Below are 22193 nucleotides of genomic sequence, written 5' to 3' on the forward strand. Positions count from 1 at the left end.
AAGTACATTACTATCACGGTAATCAAAGTGATTACAAAATGAATTTGATTGCGACTTTTTTGATTGTCTGCAATGAAATTACATAAAATAATCTATGAGGTGATCTTATGTCAGACGTACTATTTACATCTAAAGCAACAGCGGTAGGAGGCCGAGATGGTCGAGTTAAATCAGATGATGGTATTATTGATTTAACCCTTGTAAATCCTTCTCCAAATAACAAAGAAGAAGGAACAAATCCCGAGCAGCTGTTTGCAGCAGGATATTCTGCTTGTTTTGACGGTGCTTTAAATTTAATCGCTAAGAAACAAAAAAAAGACATTGATTCGTCTATTACTGCAGAGGTAAGTCTACTAAAAGACCACACTGACGATGGCTTTAAAATTGGCGTGGTGTTAAACGCTCATATTAAAGGCGTTTCACAAGAAGTAGCTGAGAAGCTAGTAGAAGATGCACATCAATTCTGCCCGTATTCTAAAGCAACGCGTGGAAATGTTAACGTAACGTTAAATACAACGGTTGAGTAAATAAAAAAGCGCCTGGATTTTTCTTAAATCCAGGCGCTTTTTTATGTGCAAGTTTATATGGTCTATTTTTGATTGTACGTATGCAGTGATTGCAGTAACTCCTGCAGCGTTTCTTTCAGCTTTTCTAATTCTCCCTGTGACTTATTTGTCATGCTAAAAACTTCTTCTGGAATATGACAAGCTTTATCACGTAATTTTTTTCCTTTTTCGGTTAAACTAATAAAAACAACGCGTTCATCTTCATGAGAACGCTCACGAATCACTAATTCTTGATCCTGCATTCTTTTTAGCATAGGAGTAAGGGTGCCTGAATCCAAATACAGAAGTTCTCCCATTTTTTTCACGCTGAGTGTTTCATGTTCCCATAAAACAAGAAGGGCTAAATACTGCGGATAGGTTACTCCTAATTTATCGAGCAGCGGCTTGTACACCTTTGTAATTTCTCGAGACGTGGCGTAAATTGAGAAACAAAGCTGATTTTCTAGCTGCAGCTGCTTATAAAGTTGTTCCATTCATGTTGCCTCCAGTCTATTGCTTTTTATTTAATTATACACAATTAAATAGTGGTGTCCAATAACGCTGGATGAAAAAGTGATCAAGCTGTAAATAAAAAATGGGAATTTTACATATACTAAGAAAAAAAGGGAGCTGTGCACATGTATTTTGCAAAAAAAGCCGTAGAAGAAGAAGTAGATCAAATGATGGATACGACTGTATATGCGTGTCAATCGGAATCATGTAATGGGTGGATGAGAGAAGATTTTGTTACGGTTGATTATAACTGTCCGATGTGCGGAACGGAAATGTCACAGGAAGTACGCGAGCTGCCGAAAATTAAGTACGATCACCAATTTTATAATAAATAAAAAAAGAAGCAACTGCTTCTTTTTTTATTTTTCACTAAAATTTCATTAAGCTGAGCTAGACTAAGAACCAACATACGATGAGGGTGAGGAATTTCAGAATGAATCAAGGAAACTTTTTGAAAGGTTTATTTTGGGGAACCTTATTTAGTATTCCTATTTGGATTTCATTGTTTGGCTGGTTCCGCATTTTATCACATCTTGCATAGTTTCGTTTTATAAACCGTCATACGCGCCCTTATCTTTCTATTTCCGCTATAATAAAGGTGATAGAAAAAATAAGGAGCTGTTCTCTATGATTCAATACAAAACGGAGCAAATGACGGTTTTTGAAAGCGCGCTATTTCAAACAACATCTGCAGTGATTGAAACAAAAGACTGTGTGATTGTTGTTGATCCAACATGGCTTCCTCACGAAATTAATGAAATTAAACAGCATGTTCAAGAGATCTTAAATCATCGCAAGCTGTATGTATTTTTTACTCACGGAGATTTTGATCATGTCATTGGGTATGGCGCTTTCTTAGAATTAAATGCCAGCTTTATCGGCAGCAAATTTTTAAAAAATCATCCGGACAAAGAAGAAAAAGTTCAAATGATTAAGCAGTTTGATCATGACTATTATATAAAAAGATCTCATGATATTATATTCCCGGAGCTGGATATTGTGGTAACCGAAAATGAACAGCATATTACTTTAGGTGAAACATCTATTACCTGTTATTTTGCAAAAGGTCATACAAACGATGGACTATTTATGATTGTCGATGATTCGATATGGATCGCAGGGGATTATTTATCGGACTTTGAATATCCGTACATATATGAAAGTGTAAACGATTACCGCGACACGCTTGCTACTGCGCGACATATTTTGGCCAAGCACCAAAATCTAACGCTAGTTCCCGGGCACGGGAAAACGACACATCACCGAGCTGAAATTCAAAGACGAGTGGAGATGGCCAGCTCTTATTTAGATGAACTGCAAGCGGCAGTGAAAGAAGACAGTAAAGAAGCGCTCGATAAGCTGAATGATAAACTGGCGTTTCCCTCTGATTTCACCGCACAATGTCATCAGAAAAACGTTGAAATTATGAAAAGAGAATTGCTGTTATAGAAATCGAGTGTACACTCATCCCGGCGATATTAAAAGTAAGAAATCGCATCTTCTGTGGGAGATGCGGTTTCTTACTTTCCTTTATTTATCAATTAAATGAAACTTTTTCCTTTTATATCCGTTTATATAAATTAAGAAGTTATTTTATTTATAAAGGAGTATGACAATGGGGAAAAACGGTTGTATAAAATGCGGACATACAGAAGCAAAAACAAAAGAAATTGCTACAACGGGAACGGGACTGTCTAGATACTTAGATGTTCAGCACAATCACTTTACAGTGGTATATTGCACGAGCTGCGGGTATTCAGAGCTATATAATAAATCATCTTCAAGAGGCAGCAATATTATCGACTTATTTTTTGGAGGATGAAAATGTGTATCGATCTTATTGAAATTGATAAAGACCGGCGCGCTTCCTATTTGAACCTGCTATTAATAGGGGATGAAGACGAAAAAGTAGTGAAGTCGTATATAAATGAAGGTTCTTTATTTACCATTGTGTATGAAAAGAAGGAGATAGGAGTTGTGCAGTGCCTCACCGATGAAGAGGAACGGGCAGTAGAAGTAAAGAATATCGGTTTAAAAGAAGCATACAGAGGAAAAGGAATCGGCAGCAAAGTTATTAAAAAGTTAGAAGTACTGTATGAAGGTAACCATTATTCTAAAATGATTGTAGGAACAGCGGACTCCAGCCTTGAAAACATATCATTTTATAAAAAGGCAGGCTTTTATCAAAGGGGTGTCAAAAAGAATTTCTTTTTGCAGTATGTTCCACCGATTTACGAGAATGGCCTGCAAGCTATCGACATGATTATGTTTGAAAAAAAATTAAAAAGCAGAAGCGACTAACACGCTTCTGCTTTTAGTGATTAATCTAAAATTTGAAGTTTTACCGTTTTGCGTCCCCAATTTAAAGCTGAGCTTTGAGATGCCATAAATAAATCAACGCGAGTACCTTTAATGGCACCACCAGTATCTCCAGCAATTGCTTCTCCGTAACCTTCTACGTATACGCGAGAACCTAATGGAATCACGCGAGGATCAACTGCAATTACTTTTCGATTAGGATTTGACCTTAGGTCGATGCCTGTAGCAGTGATTCCGCTGCAGCCCGCACAGTAAGCAGTATAAGCTGTTGCTTCAACTGTAATCTCTTTCGAAACCGACTTCCTTTCTTGCGATGGAGCAGGTGCCGGTGTTGAAGTTGACGGTGTTGAAGGAGCAGTAGTCGCTGGCGTTGATGGTTTTGCCTGAGCTGCAGCTTGTCCGCCTACTTGTAGCACTTGATTAATGTAAATCGTATTAGACGATAAGTTATTCCACTGTTTTAATTGAGAAATTGAAATGCCGTGCCGCTGTGCTACGCTCCACATTGTATCTCCAGGCTGAACTTTGTAACTTTTACTGTTGCTAGGAGCCGGGGATGCCTGCGTTTCGTTTGTTTTTTCTTGTACAGGTGCTGAAGGTGATGACGAAACTGTTCCTGTTCCGCTTATTTTTAATACTTGATTCACATAAATTAAATGACTAGATAGGTTATTCCAATCTTTTAGCTGCTGTACGGAAGTACCGTTGTTTTTAGCGATACGGTAAAGCGTGTCACCTGATTTTACTGTATATGTATGATTTGAAGATGTTGTAGTTGGAGTTGAACTAGATGAAGAGTCAGTAGATGTAGATCCAATTTGTAATGTTTGGTTTGCATAAATTAATGTGGAAGAAAGACCATTCCACTTTTTTAAGTCTTCAACTGTTACATTATGCTGCTGTGAGATGCTGAATAACGTTTCTCCAGCTTTTACTTTATGCGTGTCTGTGTCAGCCGATGCTGCGTCTGCAATTCCAATTGATACTAAAGCTGTGGCCCCTAATGTAAAAATGTGTTTTTTCATCTAATAATTCTCCTTTATTTCCAATAGTTGTCTCTTATTCTATCAGCAATATGTAACAAACTCATGACAAAATGGTAGGTTTTATATTACAAGTTTGTAACAATACGTCTAAAATTATAGAAAAAACGCGGTTTTTTTTACGATTATGATGAAAAAAGTCTTAATTTGTCTGGAGAGATAGAATAGTAAAAAAGGTGTTCTGCTTTTATAAAAATGAAGAAGAAAGAAGCTATGCTATATTCAAATGACATGATAGAATAGACAAGTTAGAAATGAACGGATGAAAAGGGAGTTAGACATCTATGGAAAAACGCTCTATCTCTTCATATTTAAAAGCATGGGTGCGCGCACTTTCAATTGAGATTAATTATATGAAGAAACACGGCGGAGAAAAGTATACGGTAGGAAAAGGAGAATACTTAGGGCAGCAGGGAGATGCGTATCTTTACCGGTTTGAACGCACAGCCGATTTATACCTTTTTGATGGAGCTCAGGTACGCCTTGTCCACCAGCATAAAGAAAGTAAAGGAGAAGTTATCGGAACAGAAGGGTTTGATTTGTATCTTAAAATAGATGCGTTTATTGGACAAGAAGTAGACGAACTCGATATATATAACGAACCATGGGAATTATTGCAGGCGCTCATTGATAGACTCACGGAAGCAAAAGATTACAAGCAAAAAATAGTGAGAATCAAACGTCTTATGAGAGGTAATAGTCCTGTTCGTCATAAGGAGTATACGTCTAAGAACGCTCTTCATGAAGTGTTGCTGCGAGCGCGTTATAACCGTACTACTTATATTTGGGGGCCTCCTGGAACAGGAAAAACATATACGCTGTCCAAAATCGCGGCAAGCTATTACCGAAAATCAAAGCGGATCCTTTTATTATCTCACAGTAATGCAGCGGTGGACGGTTTGCTGCAAGAAACTGCGCGTCAGTTAAAAAAGAAAGAAGCTTGGAAAAAAGGAAAACTCATTCGATACGGAGCAACAAAAAGCAGCGGCTTAGAAAATATAAAAGTAGAAGAAGTCATTGGAGAAGATGATCCGGATTTAGCTCAGGAGATGCGGGAGCTACAAGAAGAACGAGTCTACTTAAGCAGGTATCCCAATAGAGCACACCAGCTTCAGCAAGTTAATAAAAAGCTAAACGCCCTTCGTAACAAGTGGATTGAAGCGGAGAAAAATGTTTTTGATCAAGCGTATATTGTAGGCACTACTTTATCAAAAGCGGCTATTGACCGATTACTTTATCAAAGTGAATTTGATATGGTTATGGTAGACGAAATTAGCATGGCATATGCACCGCAAATTGCTTTTGCAGCTGCGTTAGGAAAACGAATTGTCGTGTGCGGCGATTTTAAACAGCTTCCCCCGGTATCTCAATCTTCTCATGCTGAAGTGAAGAAGTGGCTGCAGCGAGATTTATTTGAGCAGACGGGTCTTGTAGAGCAAGTAGAAAGCGGTGAGATACACCCGCATCTTTTTATGTTAACAAAGCAAAGAAGAATGCATAAAGATATCTCAGCTTTTACAAATCGCTATATTTACAGCAATCGAGTAGGGGATCATCCATCTGTCACAACAAGTCGAGAAGTAGTAGCAAGCAGCCGGCCGTTTGCTCATGAAGCAGCGCTTATGCTTAACATTGGTCATTTGCATTCTTCCGCTATGCGAGATGCTGCTTCCGGCTCACGCTATAATTTGATAACGGCTGTTTTGGCGGTAAGTTTGATGCTGCGGGCACGCAAAGCTTCTTCCGCTACTATTGGCTATGTGACTCCTTATAAGTCTCAAGCTAAATTGATTAATGCACTTCTTCAAGATATCGAACCAGCTATCGATATAATTGCAGCAACCGTACACAAATTTCAAGGTGCGGAACGAGATATCATGATTTTTGATACGGTCGATACAAAGCCGCAGTCAAAACCAGGTTTACTTTTAACAAATGAAAATAGCGATCGATTGGTAAACGTGGCGGTGACGCGTTCAAAAGGAAAATTTATTATGCTTTCAGACGAGTCGTTTGCCCAGCAGCGTGTACCAAAGGAGCGAGCGTTATGGAAGTTGGTCAACCACTTTAACGAAAATCAAAAAGTATACCAGCCTCAGCAATTTTTAAAAGAAGTCATTCAGCATCCTAAATTGATTTGGTACCATCCATCGAACAGCAGTCAGTTAAAAAAAGACTTATATCAAGCTCAGCAGCAGATTTTATTGTGTATTCCTTATGCTTCCCTTGTTCCTCAAGAAATACGGGATATGTTACATTCGTTTAAAGGGGAAGTGACCGTTCTTACTCGTGAACCAAAAGAAGTTCGGATTGACGGTGCTCATATCATTTCATCTGCTGTTCCGATGTCACTGCTTATTATCGATGAATCCACTATATGGATCAATATGCCTTATGGAGGAAAGAATGAAGCGTTTATGGCAGCTAGAATTGAATCAAAGCTAGGCGCTAAACAGCTTATTCGGTCAATTGATTTTACGGAAGATAAAATAAGAAATCAAGAAACAAAAATGTATATAGAAACAAATAAACCACAATATTCTCTGAGCGATTACCTTCGCAGCTGGGATCGCTGTGAATCTTGTCAGCATATGCGAGAAGTAGAGATAACAAAAAAAGGAAAAGTAAGGTTTATTTGCTATTATTGCGGGAAAACAAGTGGGGCAACACGTTTATTAGTAGAAAAATATTTAAACTACGTACATGCTGTATGTAAAGCATGCAAGCAGCCGATGAACGTAGATTATGATGAAAATAAAGGTGTCTACGCATGTTGTCCATCGTGCAAAAAGGAAGTTTTACCTAAAGATTTATTGTAACTTTAGGAAAAGGGCGTGATCTTATCGTTTACTCTCGTAATGTAGCGGCTTTAGCTGATTGTTTGCTAGAAGGAGACGTTCAAAAAAGCTGGCTGCTTATTGCTATATATATAGAAGAAGGTCATTCTTCAACCGACGCATATACGTTTCTGACAGAAGCGATGTATGAGATAGGGAAAAGGTGGCAAGAAAATAAAATTTCAGTCGCGGACGAGCATTTGGCTACTGCAGCCTGTGACTATGTGTTAACTCGTTTTCAGCTTTCTCAGCAGCAATTGCTTCAGCGTAATCGGGCCCTTCTTTTTTGCATTGAAGGAGAAGAGCATTACTTAGGCATTAAAATGATTGCAGGACTTATGAGAGAACATGGATGGGAAGTGAAAAACTTAGGAGCCAATTTGCCGCTACCGTTCGCTTTAAAAAGTATCGAGAAGTGGGACCCTGATGTAGTATGTTTGTCCGTCTCACAAGTGCATTTGCTGCCTGATTTACAAAAATACATTGCTGAGATTGAAAACATGCCGCAAAGTCCTCTTGTATTAGTAGGCAGCAGGCTTCTCAATACGCATGATTTATCGGCTTCAGGATCTTCAAAAACCATATTCATTAATCATATTCAAGCTTTTAAAGACTGGCTTCTAATCAACAATAAAGAAAGTTCGACGCAAGATAAAATGTTAGTAATGGGGGAAGAAATATGATCAGTTTGCCGATTCAACACATTCCGGTTCCAATGTTTTTACTCAATAAAGACAACGAAATAATTGAATTTACACCAAGCGTCACGAAAAATTTCCCGCCTGTTCAAAACTTTTTAGATCTAGTTGATGAAGATAGTCAAGAAAAAGTAAAAAGAGCACTCCAGGGAAAGGAAGAAGTGCAAATCGAAGTAAATATGCGCACGTTTTCTAACCCGGTTGCTCTTTTTGATTTTTATTTTAAGCCTGAAGCCTATCATTCGCTGCACGCTGTTTTCTGCTATCCTATTCACGAGCATATGACGAGTGTTCAATCAACTCTTCAACAGTTTCGCTCTATGCTTATGCAAGACTCATCACAAGTAAGCCAAGATTTTTCAGTCAGGGAAACAGATGTAGAAACGGCGAAAAAAATGCAGCTAGTTGATCTTCAGCGTCATTTTCGAGAAATGAAAACAAATGTGCTAACCATTCAAGACCTCCTGAGTATTATCCGCTCCGACGTAATTGAAGCAGGAAAAGGAGAATATATTGAATTGGTCTCTACACATTTGTTTGACATTCAAGATTTAATTAATCAGGAGCTTGACTGTTTAAGACAGAAGAACAAAGTACATTAAGAAAGCGGCAATCGAATTTCTACCGTTGTTCCTTTTCCTTCTTCACTATCATACGAAATGCTTCCTTTATGATTACTAATGATTTTGTGACTCACCATCAATCCTAATCCTGTCCCTTTTTCTTTTGTTGTATAGAAAGGCTCGCTAATTCGCGTTAATCGATCTTTCGGCATGCCTTTTCCTTCATCTATCACTTGGATGACTACTTGATTTGTATCTGGATCAAATTTAGATACCACTAGAATAGACCCAGGGTCATCCATCGCTTCAATAGAATTTTTCACCATGTTGATAAATACTTGTTTCATATCTTTTTCAATACAATGAACAACAGGTAATTTTTCTTCAAAATCTGTTGAAATAGTAATATTTTTAAGAATGGCCTGTGTGTGCAGCAGCGTACATACGTCTTGAAGAATTAAATTTATCTGCTTATTTTCATATTTTACGACTTCGGGTTTGGCTAGAATGAGCAGTTCGCTAATAATCAGTTCTAAGCGGTTAAATTCGGACATCATGACATCCATATATTCTTTTTTATACGTTTCTTCTTGCATCATAAGCTGTAAAAAGCCCTTTAATGATGTAAGAGGGTTTCGTATTTCATGGGCAATGCCGGCAGCCAGCTGTCCAAGTGCTGACAGCATCTCTGAATTTTTGAGCATCATTTCCGACTGTTTGCGCTGTGAAATATCTTCGCTTAGCCCAATGTAATGGATGATTTCGTCTTGATCATTTTTAACAGGCATTAAGGCTAACTGTTCCCAAACGGTTTCTCCGTCTTCTTGAACGTAGGAAATTTCTCCGTTCCATTTTTCTCCTCTATATACTTCATTCCAAATCTTAGGGAACCTTTTAACCCCCAACTTTTTTGTATATAAGTCATAGAGGTGCAGCCCAAATACTTCTTGCGGCGCATGCTTTTGCTCCATGAACTTTTGATTAATGTACTTAATTTTACCTTGATGATCGGTAATGAAAATGCCCGTAGGACTGTGAGCTACTGCAAATGATGTAATAGCCAATTCTTCATTTGATCGTTTAATTTCTGTAATATTAATAAACGTAATAACTACACCGTTAATTAAATTCTCATTTGTACGATAAGGCATCATTTTCATGCTGTACCATTGGTTATCGTAGCTTTGAATTTCTTTTTGAAGGGTATTATTTGTTCTTAAAACGTGCATTGCGTCCTCGATTAGATGGTCATATCTAAAGTTATGCGAAATATGAAAGAAAGGTCTTCCGATATCTTGATGAAGAACGTTGATCACTGTTTTCGTTTCCGGCGTAAATAATTTAATATTCAGCTGCTCGTCTAAAAAGATAGTAGCAATAGTTGTACTGATTAATAAATTATCAATATCGTTATTTAAGTCCGTTAATTCTTCAATCTTTCGCTCGTACTGATTGTTAACACTAATTAACTCTTCATTAACAGACTGCAGTTCTTCATTTGTGGACTGCAGCTCTTCGTTAGAAGCAATCAGTTCTTCATTCGTGGATTTTAGCTCCTCATTTGCTGTTTCTAGCTCTTCAATCGTCGTTTGCAAATGCTGCTGCGTGTAATGAAGCTCTTGCTCTAAATCTACTACAAGCTCACTAATCGAGCTTGTTTGATTAAGAAACATGGGCTCTTCCTTATCAATAATGGCACCATCTGTCTGTTCATCAAACATAAGTAAGTAAAGAGAGTGATTTGTTGGAAGAGCTGATATCGTAATATTAAAACGGCGCTGAACGTTGTTTATGACAAACTCAATGTGCTGACAGCATACGCTCATACCTTGCTCTTTTACGCGTTTAATAGCTGCTCCAATGGCTAAAGAGACGTGAACTGGAACCATTTTGAAAATTGTATAATTAATTTTCCCTACAGGAACGTTAATAAGCTGAGTCGCTTCTTTTGAACAAAATATCACTTCGTTGTATTCATTTAATACAAGACAAGGGCTCATAAAGTGATCAATCATTGACTGATACATCTCATCTAATTTAAGCGAAGGAAGAGGCTTATAAAGTTGACTTGGCAGCGGCACGCTAGAAAAATCACCTTCATGCAAGTTGGATTTTGAAAGATTAAAAGCTCCCGTAATTTGTCGGCTGGGCTGTCCGGAACGCTTAAATATTTTCCACTTACTGTTGATAGGGCGGAACAAATCAGACAAGTTTCCCGTTGTTTCGCTAGGGCCTAAAAAAAGTACGCCTTCTTCTGTCAAAGAAAAATGAAAAAGAGACAGAATGCGCTGCTGCAGTTCAGCTTGGAAGTAAATCATCATATTTCGACAGCTAATCAAATCAACGTTTACAAAAGGCGAGTCTTTTCCTATATTATGCGGAGCAAAAACAATCATTTTGCGAATTGTTTTTTTAACTTGATAACCGCCGTGTTTTGTTTGCTCAAAATATTCATTAATCTGAGCCGCTGAGAAGGAATGAACTTCCGCTTCTTCATAAATACCTTGACTAGCTCTTTTGATCGCATGACGATCGATGTCCGTAGCAAAGATTCGGACATCGAAATAACGGTTGATTGTTGATAAATAGTCATGAAGCAAAATAGCTAACGTGTATGCTTCTTGACCAGTAGAACAACCTGCTACCCAGATGCGGATTTCATCTTCTTGACTATGAATCTTTCTTTCAACTAATTGTGGGATGACTTGTTCTTCAATAATAGAGAATGCTTCTTTATCTCTAAGAAATTGCGTCACTCCAATCAGCAGGTCTCGCTGCAGTTCGACGATTTCTTCGGCTTCTTTACATAAATAGTCCCGGTACTCTTCCATCGTTTGAGAGGGAGGATCGAGTAAAGCCATTCTCTTTTCAAGTCGTCGCAGCACCGTGTTTTTTTTGTACATGGAGAAGTCGATGCCTGTTTTCTTCTTTATTAATGAATAAATGTATTGCAGCGTTTCTTCATTATATGTAAATTCAGTTTGGCTGACATGCGTTTGCACAAGGTCAGGCATATCAGCAGGAGAAAGAATATAATCAGCAAGGTGTGCATCAATAGCGCTTAGAGGCATATCTCTGTACTTTGCTGTGCTTTCATCTTGTACAAGTACAGTTCCGCCATACTCTCGTATCGTTTTTGCTCCTCCTGTTCCATCATTTCCTTTGCCCGATAAAATAATGGCTGTACACCGGTGTTTTTTTGCAGCAGCCAGAGAATGAAAAAAGGCGTCAATCGGATATTTCACCTGATCGTTTTCTTCATAAGGACGAAGGCGAAGAGTATGATCCATAACGGTCACATAATGATGGGGAGGATTTAAATAAATTGTGTCTTCTTGTAAAGTCATCCCGTCTTGTGTCAGTTTGATATTCATTCCTGTTTTTTTTGCTAAAAGTTCTGGCATAAAACTTTTATATTTAGAGGAAAGGTGCTGTACAATAATAAACGCCATTCCATTTGGTGAAGGCATATTAGCGAAAAACTGCTCAATAGCTTCTAACCCTCCGGCAGAAGCGCCAATTCCCACAACGTGTAAATCCTGTTTCTCTATTCCTTCTGAAGACGATGGAACTGTAGAAAACGAGTTGTTCTTCATAATAGAACCTCCAATAATGTTTCGATACTTCCTAGATTGTATGTCGTTTTGTTTATTTTAATGTCGACAGCACGGCGTGGTTTACATCAAAAGTAAATTTTTCAAAAAAAACCAAGATGCTGGTACATAGGTTCATTTTAGCAAACCTATTATATTGTTCAAATAACGTTTTCAAAATTCCTCTATTTTTCGTAAAAAAATTTAAAGTCCAAACTATATAATATGCCCCGATTTTCTTTATATAAACGTATTTTTATAAAAAAAATCGTTTTTTTTTGCAGAAAAAAATATTTAAAAAAGTTTTGTTTACGCTTACATACGCATAAGGTTATACGCTCAAGGAGGAAAAAAACGGTTAAATTCAACTTGACACTCTTTTTCAGCATGTTACTATAGGAACCGTTGAAAGAAACGAGAACAAAAATACGAACAAATGACAGGGGAGATTTGATGGATCAAAAACAAAAAGTTGCTTTTTTAGGTGCTGGATCAATGGCAGAAGCGATGATTTCTGGTATGGTCAATGCCAAGAAATTACCTGCTGAAAATATTATCGTAACAAATCGAAGCAATGATGCGCGACTGCATGAACTTGAAAATAGATATGGTATCACAGCAGTAAAGCGCAGCGAGCTGAAAACAGATGACATTGACGTTTTTATTCTAGCGATGAAGCCAAAAGGCGCTGAAGAGGCATTAAACGAATTAAAGCCTCAAATCAACAAAGACCAGCTTGTCCTATCTGTTCTTGCAGGGATTTCGTCTTCTTACATGGAAGAGTTGTTGCATGATGAACAGCAGGTCATTCGAGTGATGCCGAATACATCAAGTATGATTCAGCAATCAGCAACGGCTATATCTCCAGGTCAATATGCTGCAATGGATGCTGTGCTAACAGCAAAAGAGCTGCTTTCTGCAATCGGAAAAGTTTACGTGATTGATGAACCACAAATGGACATTTTTACAGGAATTGCCGGAAGTGGACCCGCTTATTTTTATTTCCTTATGGAGCATATCGAAAAAGCAGCTAAAGAAGAAGGTCTCGATCCTGAGCTAGCACGTGAAATTGGCGCCCAAACCATTTACGGTGCAGCAAGAATGATGATGGAAAGAGATGAAACGCCGACGGAGCTTCGTGAAAATGTGACGTCTCCAAACGGTACAACAGCAGCTGGTTTAGACGCCTTAGCTAAACACGGCGGCGGAGAAGCGATGATGCAAGCAGTCAAAGGAGCATCAAAGCGTTCAAAAGAAATGAGTGCTCAACTACAAAAAGTGGCAAGTACTAATTAATTCGTCACTTATCTTCTTCGTGAATTCCTCACCACAAAAAAATAATCATAAACAAGAAAACATACAGAACACACTAGGAGTGATTTGATGAGTCCCGACAATAAGAAGCGGGTTGTAATTAAAATTGGAAGTAGTTCATTAACAAGTTCACATGGTGAAATCAGCAGACGGAAGCTCGAGCGCCTTGTGGACCAAGTCGTAGACTTAAAAGATAGCGGTCATGAAGTACTATTAGTTTCATCAGGAGCTGTAGCTGCAGGGTACCGCAAGCTTGGCTGCTTAGAGCGACCTAGCTCTTTACCTGAAAAACAAGCAGCTGCCTCAATCGGTCAAGGACTGTTAATGGAGGCTTATTCAGAACTGTTTCTATCACATGGATACGTTGCTTCTCAAATCTTAATTACGAGAGACGATTTTTCAGACGAAAATCGTTACAACAATGCACGAAATACAATTAACGTGCTGTTAGAACGCGGCATTGTGCCAATTGTCAATGAAAACGACACGGTAACCATCAATCGATTAAAATTTGGCGATAATGATACACTTTCAGCTAAAGTTGCTGGACTAGTGGATTCCGACCTGCTTATTATTTTATCGGATATCGATGGCTTATACAGTGCGGACCCTCGCCAGGATCCAAATGCAAAATTAGTTCCTCACGTAGGGGAAATCACGCAAGACATCGAAGAATCTGCAGGAGATTCAGGAAGTTCAGTTGGAACAGGCGGTATGCGCTCGAAAATTGACGCGTTCAAAATCGCTATGGCGTCAGGAATTCCAGCATTTTTAGGAAGAGCCGGCGTGCCAAACATCTTAACACAAGCGGTTGACGGAGATGCAACAGGAACGTATTTTGAATCTGAAGATGATTCTGCGAACCTTAATCAGAAAAAGCAGTGGATTGCGTTTAACTCTGGTCCTGAAGGGGAAATAGTAGTCGAAGATGCCGCGAAATGTGCAATTATTGAAGATAAAGAGCCTTTACTTCGCGAGCACGTTAAATATATTAAAGGCCACTTTAGTGAACGAGCAGTTGTACGTATTCTAGATAAAGACGAAAATGAGCTGGCTCTTGGCGTGACAAATTATTCATCTGATGAACTTGCACTGAATGAGCCAATTGATCAACCGATCGTAGACAGCGAAGGTCTAGTGTGTCACTTAGAAATTCCAGTACCGGTCGGTTTGTAAGCAAACATGCTGTAAAGAAAAGGAGCCCTTCCTTTTCTTTGCATGATTGCATTTACCTCTTATGCCTCACACTTTAAAATCAAACAAAACTAAAACGAATCCAGGAGTGATTTGGTGTTACAAACAAATGAAAAGTATTCAGTAGAAGAACAAGCTATTTCAGCAAAAAAAGCAGCTAAGCAATTAAGTTTACTAACAACAGAACAAAAAAATGATGCACTGTTAACGATTGCTTCTACACTTGAAAGCAACACGGAGTATATTTTAAAAGCAAATGAAGTAGACTTAAAAAACGGGAAAGAAAAAGGTTTTGATGAAGCACTGATGGACCGTCTTGCTCTTTCAGCGGAACGTGTAAAAGAATTTGCCAACGGCCTTCGTGAGGTTGCTGAGTTAGATGATCCAACAGGAGATATTTTATCAAGCTGGACATTGGATAATGGTCTAGATGTAAAGCAAGTACGCGTGCCTCTTGGCGTTATCGGAATGATTTATGAAGCACGTCCAAACGTAACGGTAGATGCAACAGGGCTAGCGTTGAAATCTGGAAATGCCATTGTGTTAAAAGGCGGTTCTTCAGCTATTTCATCTAACCAAGCTATCGTGGACATTATTCATAAAGCTCTTGATGAAACGCCAATCCCTAAAGAAGCGGTACAGTTTATTTCAAGTACAGATCGTGCGGCTACGCAAGAATTATTTACAATGAAAGAGCATATTGACGTTCTAATTCCGCGCGGAGGGGCTTCATTGATTCAAGCGGTCGTCAATAACGCAACGGTTCCGGTGTTAGAAACAGGAGTCGGAAACTGCCATATCTACATCGATGAACAAGCTGACGTTAAGAAGGCCATTCCGATTTTGATTAATGCAAAAACAGATCGACCAGCGGTGTGTAACGCAGCAGAAACGGTTCTTGTACACAAGAACTGGCTCGATTCTCATAAAGATGAATTGATTCAAGCATTCAACGATCATAATATTGAAGTATATGGTGACAAAGCGACAGTAGGTGAAATTCCTGGAGCAAAACCAGCGGCTGAAAAAGACTGGGCTGAAGAGTATTTGCGCTTAGCGATCGCGATGAAAGTAGTAGAGAGTGTGGATGAAGCGATTGACCACATCGAAACATATGGAACAAAACACTCTGAAGCCATCATTTCAGAAGATGAACAAGCCGTTTTACGCTTCATGTCTTTAGTGGATGCAGCCGCACTGTATCATAATGCATCTACGCGTTTTACTGACGGAGGAGCTCTAGGATTTGGAGCTGAAATTGGGATCTCAACTCAAAAGCTTCATGCACGCGGTCCAATGGGACTTCCTGCGCTTACGACAATTAAATATATTATGAGTGGAAACGGACAAACTCGATAAGAAATGAAAAGCGAGCCTAATCATGTGCTCGCTTTTTTTTACGAAAAGCAAAACAAGTAAATGGAAGCTGATTTGTAAAAAATTATAAACTCTGTTATAATAGTAAAATATATAATTTTTGTGATCTTCATTTTTGTTCTTTTCAGACTATCCCGTTGTTTTAAGAAAAGCAACTGCTATCTGCTTTGTTATAACTTCATTTTTATTTTAGTCTTTCAAGACGCCGTATGTATTCCTCAAAGATTGATTTACGGATGTATAGTATCACTTTATCTTGCACCATTTACCACATTTACACGCTAAGTTAATCTTCATTTATTATCCACTTAAAAAGTACTGTTTAAAGGAGACGATGTGTATGTATAATCGTAAAAATTTAGAGCCGGCTGTTATTGAAGAAACAAAAGTTTGGGAATGTACATCAGATACGTGTAATTGCTGGGTTCGAGATAACTTTAAAAGCGGAGATCAGCCAACTTGTCCAATTTGTAAAAGCGAAATGAAGCAAGCTGTAAAAGAACTGCAGGTTATTCATAATCCTAGAGTCATTGATTAATAACTTTTAGGAAGACGTTTTTTGAAAGGGGTTTGTGGATGTTTCTAGGAATTGATCATGTTCAGCTTCTTGGTCCAGAAGGGTGCGAGCAAGAAGCAAGAAATTTTTATGAAAATCTTTTAGGAATGAAAACTGTTCTTAAGCCGGAAAATTTAAGGCACAGAGGCGGCATATGGTTTCAATGTGGAACTCAAGAAGTGCATATCAGTATTCAAGATGACTACATACCTGCTAAAAAAGCACATCCAGCTTTTGTCGTGGAAGATATTAAGACGCTTAGACGTAAGTTGGCACACGAAGGCTGCGTTCTTTCTGAAGAAGAGCCTATTGCAGGGAGAGAGCGTTTTTTTGTCCATGACCCGTTCGGAAATCGATTAGAATTTTTACAATATGACAAATAAAAGACCTCCAAGCGGAGGTCTTTTATTTTAGGGCGTTATCTAAATACGTATATACCGTTTCTTTGCTAACTAATACTTCATTTTCTCTGTCTTTATCTTTTTGCCACTTTTCCCGTGCTTTTGCTAATACTTCTTCGGCTTCCTCCTTGGGAATGACAATGACTCCACCGTCGTCACCTGCAATAAAATCGCCAGGATGAATTTTTACGCCCCCGCAGGAAATGGTTTCATTTACGGTTCCTTTTTCTTTTTTGCTGCTTGCTGCGATCGTAGAGCCCTTACAAAATACGGGGAAATTGAGTCTTTCAATGTCTTCCTGATCTCGTATAACACCATCTAGTACAATACCGCTTATTCCAACAAGCTTCGCCATGGCTACTACGAAATCTCCTGCTAAGGCACGGTTACAGTAGCTTTTTCCATCAATGACGAGCACGCTTCCGGGCTCCGCTAGTCGAATCGCTTCAAGCACTGAGTAATTATTGCCAGCAGGAGTATCTACAGTAAGAGCCGGTCCAAATAGTTTGTAATGACGCTGCAATGGCTTAATAGAAAAGTCTAAGTGGTTTGTACCTTCCATTGCATCTGATAAATTTGCTGTTGATAATGGGAGCTGTTCATTCAACATCGTATCTCTCCTTTTTAACTTTAGTTTATCTATACATATTCATATAAGAGAAAGCTCTTATTTATGAAAGGGCAAGTAGATAACGTTAAGCATTGACCGTCAATTAATTAACTGAAAACGTACAGCAATAGAATATTTCAGAGCCAATTTTTAATGCATTGTATTATATCTTTGAGGTGCTGTTTCTCGTATGGTATTCGTCATATAAGCGCGTATATCCTTTAATTAGTAATAAAGGCGAAGGTAGCCTATAAAGACATTATTAAAGAAGGGAAAAAACCAAAGAACTCTACAAAAGTTACTTTAGATAATATTTTTAGGGAAGTGTAAAATAAGCCGTATTTAATGAAGATGAAGGACCTTTGTTAGTTTTATGAATGTCTTTGATTTTATATCTAAATGATGTTATATAAGCACGAAATACGTGCAAATGTTTAATCCTGTGAACATTTGATGGAGCTTGATGCATTTTTATATAAAAAAGTGAAACCTTTTGGTATGATGAAACGTAGGAACATATATGGAAATCATATATGAAAAACATATGTGACGTTAGTCATTTAATGGAGGGAAAACAATGGTAAAAAAATTATTGGCCGCATTTATCGCATTAGCGGTTGTTTTTTCACCAGTCGGTGGATCACTTATTCATGACGGTTCAAACGTAGCAAGCGCAAAAGGGTATAAATCAGGAAAGCGCTCTTTTGACAGCGGAAGCAATAACCAATCAAGCTTATTTAAAAACAATAACAGTAATTCAGTTAAGCAAAACAATACGTCTAAAAACTCATCATCTAAAAGTACAGCGGCTAGCTCAAAGCGCGGCGGCTTAATGAAAGGTCTTTTAATGGGAGGAATTGCGGGCTTATTGTTCGGAAGCTTGCTATCTAGTTTAGGACCATTAGGACCAATTTTAGGCTTTATGGTAAACATGCTCGTGATTGTAGCTTTAATTCTTCTTGTAGTAAAGTTATTTCAAAGCGTACGTAGCAACAAGCGTAAAAATGAGGAAGTGAAATCTTGGAGACAATAAAAATTTCTGAACAAGATATTATCAATGCAATGTGCCTATATATTGCAGAAAAGAAACAAGTTCAGCCTCAAGAAGTAGAGATTGAGCTAATGTATGATGATGACTATGGTTTTTCAGCAGAGTCATACGTGCATGATCGTAAGCAGGTTCATATTACTTTGAACATTATTGAAGCCCTGCGCTTTTGGCTGGATACGGAAATGAACGTAGACCCATACGCAGCAGGACTAGAACTTGAATTAGACGATGAAGAAGGTATTATCGCTTTTGCAAAATTAAGTCGATAAAGAAGCCTTCAATGCAAAACCCGCTCAAGTGAGCGGGTTTTTTTATTATGATTTTAACTGTTCGTTGGAACTGGACTTATCGCGTTTTTTAGTGAAAAACCACCAGTTGGCATCTCCAAGCAATTTCATAAGAGAAGGAACAAGAAGCATTCTGACAATCGTTGCATCGATAAATATAGCTAAAGCAATTCCTACACCCATTTGTTTAACAGGCGTTACGTCTGTAAAAGCAAAGGCTCCTGTAATCACAATCATGATTAAAGCAGCGCTCGTAATGATTTTACTAGTGGAAGCTAAGCCTTCTACCGTTGCCACATTATTATCGCGGGTTTGATGATACACTTCGTGAATGCGCGAAATCAAAAAGACTTCGTAGTCCATGCTAAGCCCAAATACAAGGCCGAAAACAAAGACTGGCAGCACTAAAGCAATATTGGATTGGGTAAGACCTAAATGTCCATTTTGAAACAGCCATACAAGTAAACCGAATGTAGCTGTTAAGCTTAAAATATTCATAATGATAGCTTTTAAAGGAATGAGGACAGAACGAAAAGCAATCATTAAAATGACATACGTTGAAAATAAAACAAGAGCCAAGCCATACGGAGCTTTTTCATAAATTTCATCGAATATTTCTTGTTCAAATTTTGGATAGCCGCCAATATGAACGGTGAAAGGTGAACGTTTCTTTTTCCATTTTCGAACAAAATCTTTCGCTTGATCTGAATTTTGGTCTGTATCTAGCGTAGCTTTTATGAGCATATAATGTCCGTTAATGAACGAATCTACAGCTGGCTTTGTTTGCGCAGTTATCTGCGGGTTTTCCAGCATAGCTTGAAGCTGATCACTTGATTTTACGTTTAAAGCGGTAGAAATAGAATCGACTTGCTTAACTAACGAATCTTCTTTTAATTGTTTTATAAAAGTAAAGGCATTTTTTAAAGATTTCTCATTCAGCATATCTTGCTTAGCTTCTAACACAAAATAAACGTCTGCCGTGTTTTTATTTGTAAACGTATCGTTATACGTGTCAAAAGCTTGACGGGACTCGTATTTTGTTGGCAGCGCTTCTGAAGACGGTATTTCTAGATGCATGTCTCGAACGGGAATAAGTGCTATTAATAGAATGATAAGAGAAACAATCGTCATAGTTACAGGCTTTTTCATGACAAATGTAGCGAATGAACGCCACCTAGACTGACCGCCTTGTTCACTGATTTTTAAGATGCGTAAACGATTAATGCGTGTACCTAATATAGCAAGTATGGAAGGAAGCAGCGTAAGAGCTGAAAATACAGCAATAAAAACAACAGCCATTCCTCCAAGAGCAACGTTTTGAAAAATATCAACTTGAATAAACAGCATTCCCGCTAATCCAATAAATACGCATAATCCTGAGAAAATGACTGAGCGTCCCGCAGTTTGAATGGTGATTTTGATTGCTTGTTCTACCGACTTTGTTTGAATTTCTTCTTTAAAGCGATTAATAAATAAAAGGGCAAAGTCAATACTAAGAGCTAATCCAATCATTGGAATCACGTTTAAAATGAAGATGGACAGCTCTGTGTACGGATGAAAGAAATAGACAACGCCCATGGTGGTAACAACGGTTACAATTCCTATCATGAGAGGAATTGCAGCGGCTACCACGCCGCCAAAAGCTAGAAGAAGCACAACTAAAGCAACAGGAATGCCGATTGCTTCCGCTTTTGCTAAATCAGCTTGGCTTGCTGTATTCATATCTTTTTCAATAATAGGACCACCGGTTAATTTTACGCTCATCTCTTTTTCTTCAGATGAAAGAGTTCTGATCTTTTCCACTCGTTTATCCATCGTTCCATCATCGTCGTGATTAAAGTGGATAATTCCATACGCTGTGCTTCCTTTTATCATCTTGTTAGAAGCCGTTGGGATGTCGACTTTGGACGCGTCTGATTTGTCCTTTGCTTTTTGCATATACTGAGCGATCGTTTGCTGGAATTTCGAGTCAGAAACTCCGTCTTTTTTTTCAAACAAAACGATGATCTGAGCTTCGCTAACGTCAAATTTATCAACTAAAAGCTGCTCGGTATCTTTATACATTCCTTTCATTTCAAATCCGTTTCCTCCCAGCACAGAAGGAAGCTTAGCCGCATAAAAGCCAAATCCGATAATTAGGATTATCCATAGTACTAATAAAATTTTCTTGCTCGCATATAATGCGTTCGCTACTCTATTCATATTAACCTCCAATTTTTTGTACAGTTACTAGACTATTTTATACTAACAGTTATTGTAATTAGAAGAAGTATTGTGTTTTTTTGTTTTTCTTGCCTGAAAAAGCTTTTTAGATAGATGCGCAGGGGTGCTTCCTCAGTAAAATCGTGTTTATGTTTCAGGAGATTTAGGGAACACTGTACATAAATGCACGAAGGGGGATTAAAAAAGATGCAAATGAAACAGCCAGCTAAAATGACGAAGAGTTATGGGTGTAAAAATGAGTATGATACATTAAAACGTGTGATTGTTTGCCCGCCTACATATATGAAAATTGAAGAAATTATTAATGAAACACAAAAGCATTATGCGGATGAAAATATTGATGAGAGCTTGGCTTCAAAGCAGCACCGTCAATTTGTTGAATGCCTTCAAAAAGAAGGAGTGGAAGTCATCGGGCTATCTGCACAAGAGCCATTTCCAGAACAAGTATTTACGCGGGATATTGGCTATACGCTCGGAGACACCGTTATTGTCACGAAAATGGGCAGCGAAATTCGAAGCGGAGAAGAGCAAGTGCTAGCAGACCGGCTGCAGCAGCAAGGTATTCCTTTTCATCAGGTGCCGAACCATCCTATTGAAGGTGGAGATGTGCTGATTGATGGACAAGCTATTTTTATTGCACTCAGCGACCGTACAAGTAAAGAAGGCGTGGAGCATATCCAAAAGCTGCTTCCAGCGTATGAGGTTGTTCCGATTCCTATTGATCGGTCTTATCTTCATCTTGATTGTGTGTTAAACATTTTATCACCTACAGAAGCGCTCGTATTTTCACCAGCTTTACATGAGAAAGAATTAAATTTACTTCGCATGAAATATGACTTAATTGAAGTAACAAAAGAAGAGCAGTTTACGATGGGAACCAATGTATTATCCATCGGTAATCAGCGGGTGATCAGCCTGCCAATGAATACAGAAGTGAATGAAGAGTTAAGGAAACGAGGCTATAAAGTGATTGAAGTTGATATATCTGAAATTATTAAGTCGGGTGGTTCTTTCCGCTGCTGCACAATGCCTCTTGAACGAGTGTAAAAAAGCTTAAAAAGAAAAAAAG

The 22193-nt window shown here is 38.3% G+C and carries 21 protein-coding genes; 16 read left to right on the top strand and 5 right to left on the bottom strand.

Annotated features, from left to right (window positions below; genetic code table 11):
- Positions 1-107: 107 nt before the first annotated feature.
- A complete protein-coding gene (locus AC0C45_RS20765; RefSeq protein WP_171777264.1) occupies positions 108-527 on the top strand; it encodes an organic hydroperoxide resistance protein in 420 nt (139 codons plus the stop codon).
- 62 nt (positions 528-589) lie between these two features.
- On the opposite strand, the gene AC0C45_RS20770 is transcribed toward AC0C45_RS20765, so the two are convergent.
- Entirely contained in the window at positions 590-1039 is a 450-nt protein-coding gene (locus tag AC0C45_RS20770; RefSeq protein ID WP_014460175.1) for a MarR family winged helix-turn-helix transcriptional regulator, read from the bottom strand.
- A gap of 144 nt (positions 1040-1183) precedes the next feature.
- On the opposite strand from AC0C45_RS20770, the gene AC0C45_RS20775 reads away from it, so the two are divergent.
- The 4 genes from AC0C45_RS20775 to AC0C45_RS20790 all read left to right on the top strand — a co-directional run bounded on the left by AC0C45_RS20775 (position 1184) and on the right by AC0C45_RS20790 (position 3359).
- The gene (locus AC0C45_RS20775) at positions 1184-1393 is read left to right on the top strand and encodes a cold-shock protein (RefSeq protein WP_013056977.1); all 210 of its coding nucleotides are present in this window, start codon (positions 1184-1186) and stop codon (positions 1391-1393) included.
- 292 nt (positions 1394-1685) lie between these two features.
- Complete coding sequence (locus tag AC0C45_RS20780; RefSeq protein WP_047932092.1) at positions 1686-2507, top strand: MBL fold metallo-hydrolase; 822 nt, start codon at positions 1686-1688, stop codon at positions 2505-2507.
- 166 nt (positions 2508-2673) lie between these two features.
- Complete coding sequence (locus AC0C45_RS20785) at positions 2674-2880, top strand: zinc ribbon domain-containing protein (RefSeq protein WP_013083089.1); 207 nt, start codon at positions 2674-2676, stop codon at positions 2878-2880.
- Positions 2881-2882: 2 nt separating this feature from the next.
- Positions 2883-3359, top strand: a complete 477-nt coding sequence (locus AC0C45_RS20790; RefSeq protein ID WP_053215312.1) for a GNAT family N-acetyltransferase — start codon at positions 2883-2885, stop codon at positions 3357-3359.
- Between the two features lie 20 nt (positions 3360-3379).
- On the opposite strand, the gene AC0C45_RS20795 is transcribed toward AC0C45_RS20790, so the two are convergent.
- Positions 3380-4402 carry a LysM peptidoglycan-binding and 3D domain-containing protein gene (locus tag AC0C45_RS20795; RefSeq protein WP_053215311.1) on the bottom strand — a complete coding sequence of 341 codons (1023 nt, stop codon included), beginning with the start codon at positions 4400-4402 and terminating at the stop codon, positions 3380-3382.
- A gap of 302 nt (positions 4403-4704) precedes the next feature.
- Between AC0C45_RS20795 and AC0C45_RS20800 the strand changes: the two genes are divergently transcribed.
- Genes AC0C45_RS20800 through AC0C45_RS20810 form a run of 3 tightly spaced genes read left to right on the top strand, consistent with a single transcriptional unit; the run spans position 4705 to position 8557 of the window.
- Complete coding sequence (locus AC0C45_RS20800) at positions 4705-7239, top strand: AAA domain-containing protein (protein WP_047932090.1); 2535 nt, start codon at positions 4705-4707, stop codon at positions 7237-7239.
- 23 nt (positions 7240-7262) lie between these two features.
- Positions 7263-7940 (top strand): cobalamin B12-binding domain-containing protein, encoded by a 678-nt coding sequence (locus AC0C45_RS20805; protein ID WP_257063829.1) that lies wholly within the window; start codon positions 7263-7265, stop codon positions 7938-7940.
- A complete protein-coding gene (locus tag AC0C45_RS20810) occupies positions 7937-8557 on the top strand; it encodes a hypothetical protein (protein ID WP_047932088.1) in 621 nt (206 codons plus the stop codon). Before AC0C45_RS20805 ends, AC0C45_RS20810 begins: the two co-directional genes overlap by 4 nt.
- Here AC0C45_RS20810 and AC0C45_RS20815 read toward each other — a convergent pair.
- Entirely contained in the window at positions 8554-12114 is a 3561-nt protein-coding gene (locus AC0C45_RS20815) for a CheR family methyltransferase (RefSeq protein WP_233335123.1), read from the bottom strand. The two genes, AC0C45_RS20810 and AC0C45_RS20815, sit on opposite strands and share 4 nt — an antisense overlap.
- Positions 12115-12564: 450 nt before the next feature.
- On the opposite strand from AC0C45_RS20815, the gene proC reads away from it, so the two are divergent.
- From proC to AC0C45_RS20840, 5 genes are all read left to right on the top strand, one after another.
- Positions 12565-13407 (top strand): pyrroline-5-carboxylate reductase, encoded by an 843-nt coding sequence (gene proC, locus AC0C45_RS20820; RefSeq protein ID WP_013056987.1) that lies wholly within the window; start codon positions 12565-12567, stop codon positions 13405-13407.
- An 87-nt stretch (positions 13408-13494) separates the two neighbouring features.
- Positions 13495-14601 carry a glutamate 5-kinase gene (proB, locus tag AC0C45_RS20825; protein WP_013083096.1) on the top strand — a complete coding sequence of 369 codons (1107 nt, stop codon included), beginning with the start codon at positions 13495-13497 and terminating at the stop codon, positions 14599-14601.
- A gap of 114 nt (positions 14602-14715) precedes the next feature.
- Positions 14716-15978, top strand: coding sequence for a glutamate-5-semialdehyde dehydrogenase (locus tag AC0C45_RS20830; RefSeq protein ID WP_047932086.1), 1263 nt, complete (start codon positions 14716-14718; stop codon positions 15976-15978).
- A 358-nt stretch (positions 15979-16336) separates the two neighbouring features.
- Positions 16337-16534, top strand: a complete 198-nt coding sequence (locus tag AC0C45_RS20835) for a cold-shock protein (RefSeq protein WP_013056990.1) — start codon at positions 16337-16339, stop codon at positions 16532-16534.
- A gap of 38 nt (positions 16535-16572) precedes the next feature.
- Entirely contained in the window at positions 16573-16935 is a 363-nt protein-coding gene (locus tag AC0C45_RS20840; protein ID WP_016764055.1) for a VOC family protein, read from the top strand.
- Between the two features lie 22 nt (positions 16936-16957).
- On the opposite strand, the gene AC0C45_RS20845 is transcribed toward AC0C45_RS20840, so the two are convergent.
- Complete coding sequence (locus AC0C45_RS20845) at positions 16958-17563, bottom strand: RraA family protein (protein WP_171777258.1); 606 nt, start codon at positions 17561-17563, stop codon at positions 16958-16960.
- 577 nt (positions 17564-18140) lie between these two features.
- On the opposite strand from AC0C45_RS20845, the gene AC0C45_RS20850 reads away from it, so the two are divergent.
- A complete protein-coding gene (locus AC0C45_RS20850) occupies positions 18141-18596 on the top strand; it encodes a hypothetical protein (protein ID WP_013056993.1) in 456 nt (151 codons plus the stop codon).
- The gene (locus tag AC0C45_RS20855; protein WP_013056994.1) at positions 18584-18883 is read left to right on the top strand and encodes a YxcD family protein; all 300 of its coding nucleotides are present in this window, start codon (positions 18584-18586) and stop codon (positions 18881-18883) included. Before AC0C45_RS20850 ends, AC0C45_RS20855 begins: the two co-directional genes overlap by 13 nt.
- A gap of 45 nt (positions 18884-18928) precedes the next feature.
- Here the strand turns inward: AC0C45_RS20855 and AC0C45_RS20860 are convergent, their stop codons facing one another.
- Complete coding sequence (locus AC0C45_RS20860; RefSeq protein WP_472928708.1) at positions 18929-21103, bottom strand: MMPL family transporter; 2175 nt, start codon at positions 21101-21103, stop codon at positions 18929-18931.
- A gap of 207 nt (positions 21104-21310) precedes the next feature.
- On the opposite strand from AC0C45_RS20860, the gene AC0C45_RS20865 reads away from it, so the two are divergent.
- A complete protein-coding gene (locus AC0C45_RS20865) occupies positions 21311-22171 on the top strand; it encodes a dimethylarginine dimethylaminohydrolase family protein (RefSeq protein ID WP_237894029.1) in 861 nt (286 codons plus the stop codon).
- Positions 22172-22193: the final 22 nt, after the last annotated feature.

It is taken from the genome of Priestia sp. VA7 (assembly GCF_055710015.1).

What these genes read in the sequence shown, in the direction of transcription:
- AC0C45_RS20810 (WP_047932088.1), top strand. Translation starts at nt 7,937, where the DNA reads ATGATCAGTTTGCCGATTCAACACATTCCGGTTCCAATGTTTTTACTC.
- AC0C45_RS20775 (WP_013056977.1), top strand. Translation starts at nt 1,184, where the DNA reads ATGTATTTTGCAAAAAAAGCCGTAGAAGAAGAAGTAGATCAAATGATG.
- AC0C45_RS20835 (WP_013056990.1), top strand. Translation starts at nt 16,337, where the DNA reads ATGTATAATCGTAAAAATTTAGAGCCGGCTGTTATTGAAGAAACAAAA.
- AC0C45_RS20780 (WP_047932092.1), top strand. Translation starts at nt 1,686, where the DNA reads ATGATTCAATACAAAACGGAGCAAATGACGGTTTTTGAAAGCGCGCTA.
- proC (WP_013056987.1), top strand. Translation starts at nt 12,565, where the DNA reads ATGGATCAAAAACAAAAAGTTGCTTTTTTAGGTGCTGGATCAATGGCA.
- AC0C45_RS20815 (WP_233335123.1), bottom strand. Translation starts at nt 12,114, where the DNA reads ATGAAGAACAACTCGTTTTCTACAGTTCCATCGTCTTCAGAAGGAATA.
- AC0C45_RS20845 (WP_171777258.1), bottom strand. Translation starts at nt 17,563, where the DNA reads ATGTTGAATGAACAGCTCCCATTATCAACAGCAAATTTATCAGATGCA.
- AC0C45_RS20770 (WP_014460175.1), bottom strand. Translation starts at nt 1,039, where the DNA reads ATGGAACAACTTTATAAGCAGCTGCAGCTAGAAAATCAGCTTTGTTTC.
- proB (WP_013083096.1), top strand. Translation starts at nt 13,495, where the DNA reads ATGAGTCCCGACAATAAGAAGCGGGTTGTAATTAAAATTGGAAGTAGT.
- AC0C45_RS20850 (WP_013056993.1), top strand. Translation starts at nt 18,141, where the DNA reads ATGGTAAAAAAATTATTGGCCGCATTTATCGCATTAGCGGTTGTTTTT.
- AC0C45_RS20860 (WP_472928708.1), bottom strand. Translation starts at nt 21,103, where the DNA reads ATGAATAGAGTAGCGAACGCATTATATGCGAGCAAGAAAATTTTATTA.
- AC0C45_RS20790 (WP_053215312.1), top strand. Translation starts at nt 2,883, where the DNA reads ATGTGTATCGATCTTATTGAAATTGATAAAGACCGGCGCGCTTCCTAT.
- AC0C45_RS20795 (WP_053215311.1), bottom strand. Translation starts at nt 4,402, where the DNA reads ATGAAAAAACACATTTTTACATTAGGGGCCACAGCTTTAGTATCAATT.
- AC0C45_RS20800 (WP_047932090.1), top strand. Translation starts at nt 4,705, where the DNA reads ATGGAAAAACGCTCTATCTCTTCATATTTAAAAGCATGGGTGCGCGCA.
- AC0C45_RS20840 (WP_016764055.1), top strand. Translation starts at nt 16,573, where the DNA reads ATGTTTCTAGGAATTGATCATGTTCAGCTTCTTGGTCCAGAAGGGTGC.
- AC0C45_RS20785 (WP_013083089.1), top strand. Translation starts at nt 2,674, where the DNA reads ATGGGGAAAAACGGTTGTATAAAATGCGGACATACAGAAGCAAAAACA.
- AC0C45_RS20765 (WP_171777264.1), top strand. Translation starts at nt 108, where the DNA reads ATGTCAGACGTACTATTTACATCTAAAGCAACAGCGGTAGGAGGCCGA.
- AC0C45_RS20865 (WP_237894029.1), top strand. Translation starts at nt 21,311, where the DNA reads ATGCAAATGAAACAGCCAGCTAAAATGACGAAGAGTTATGGGTGTAAA.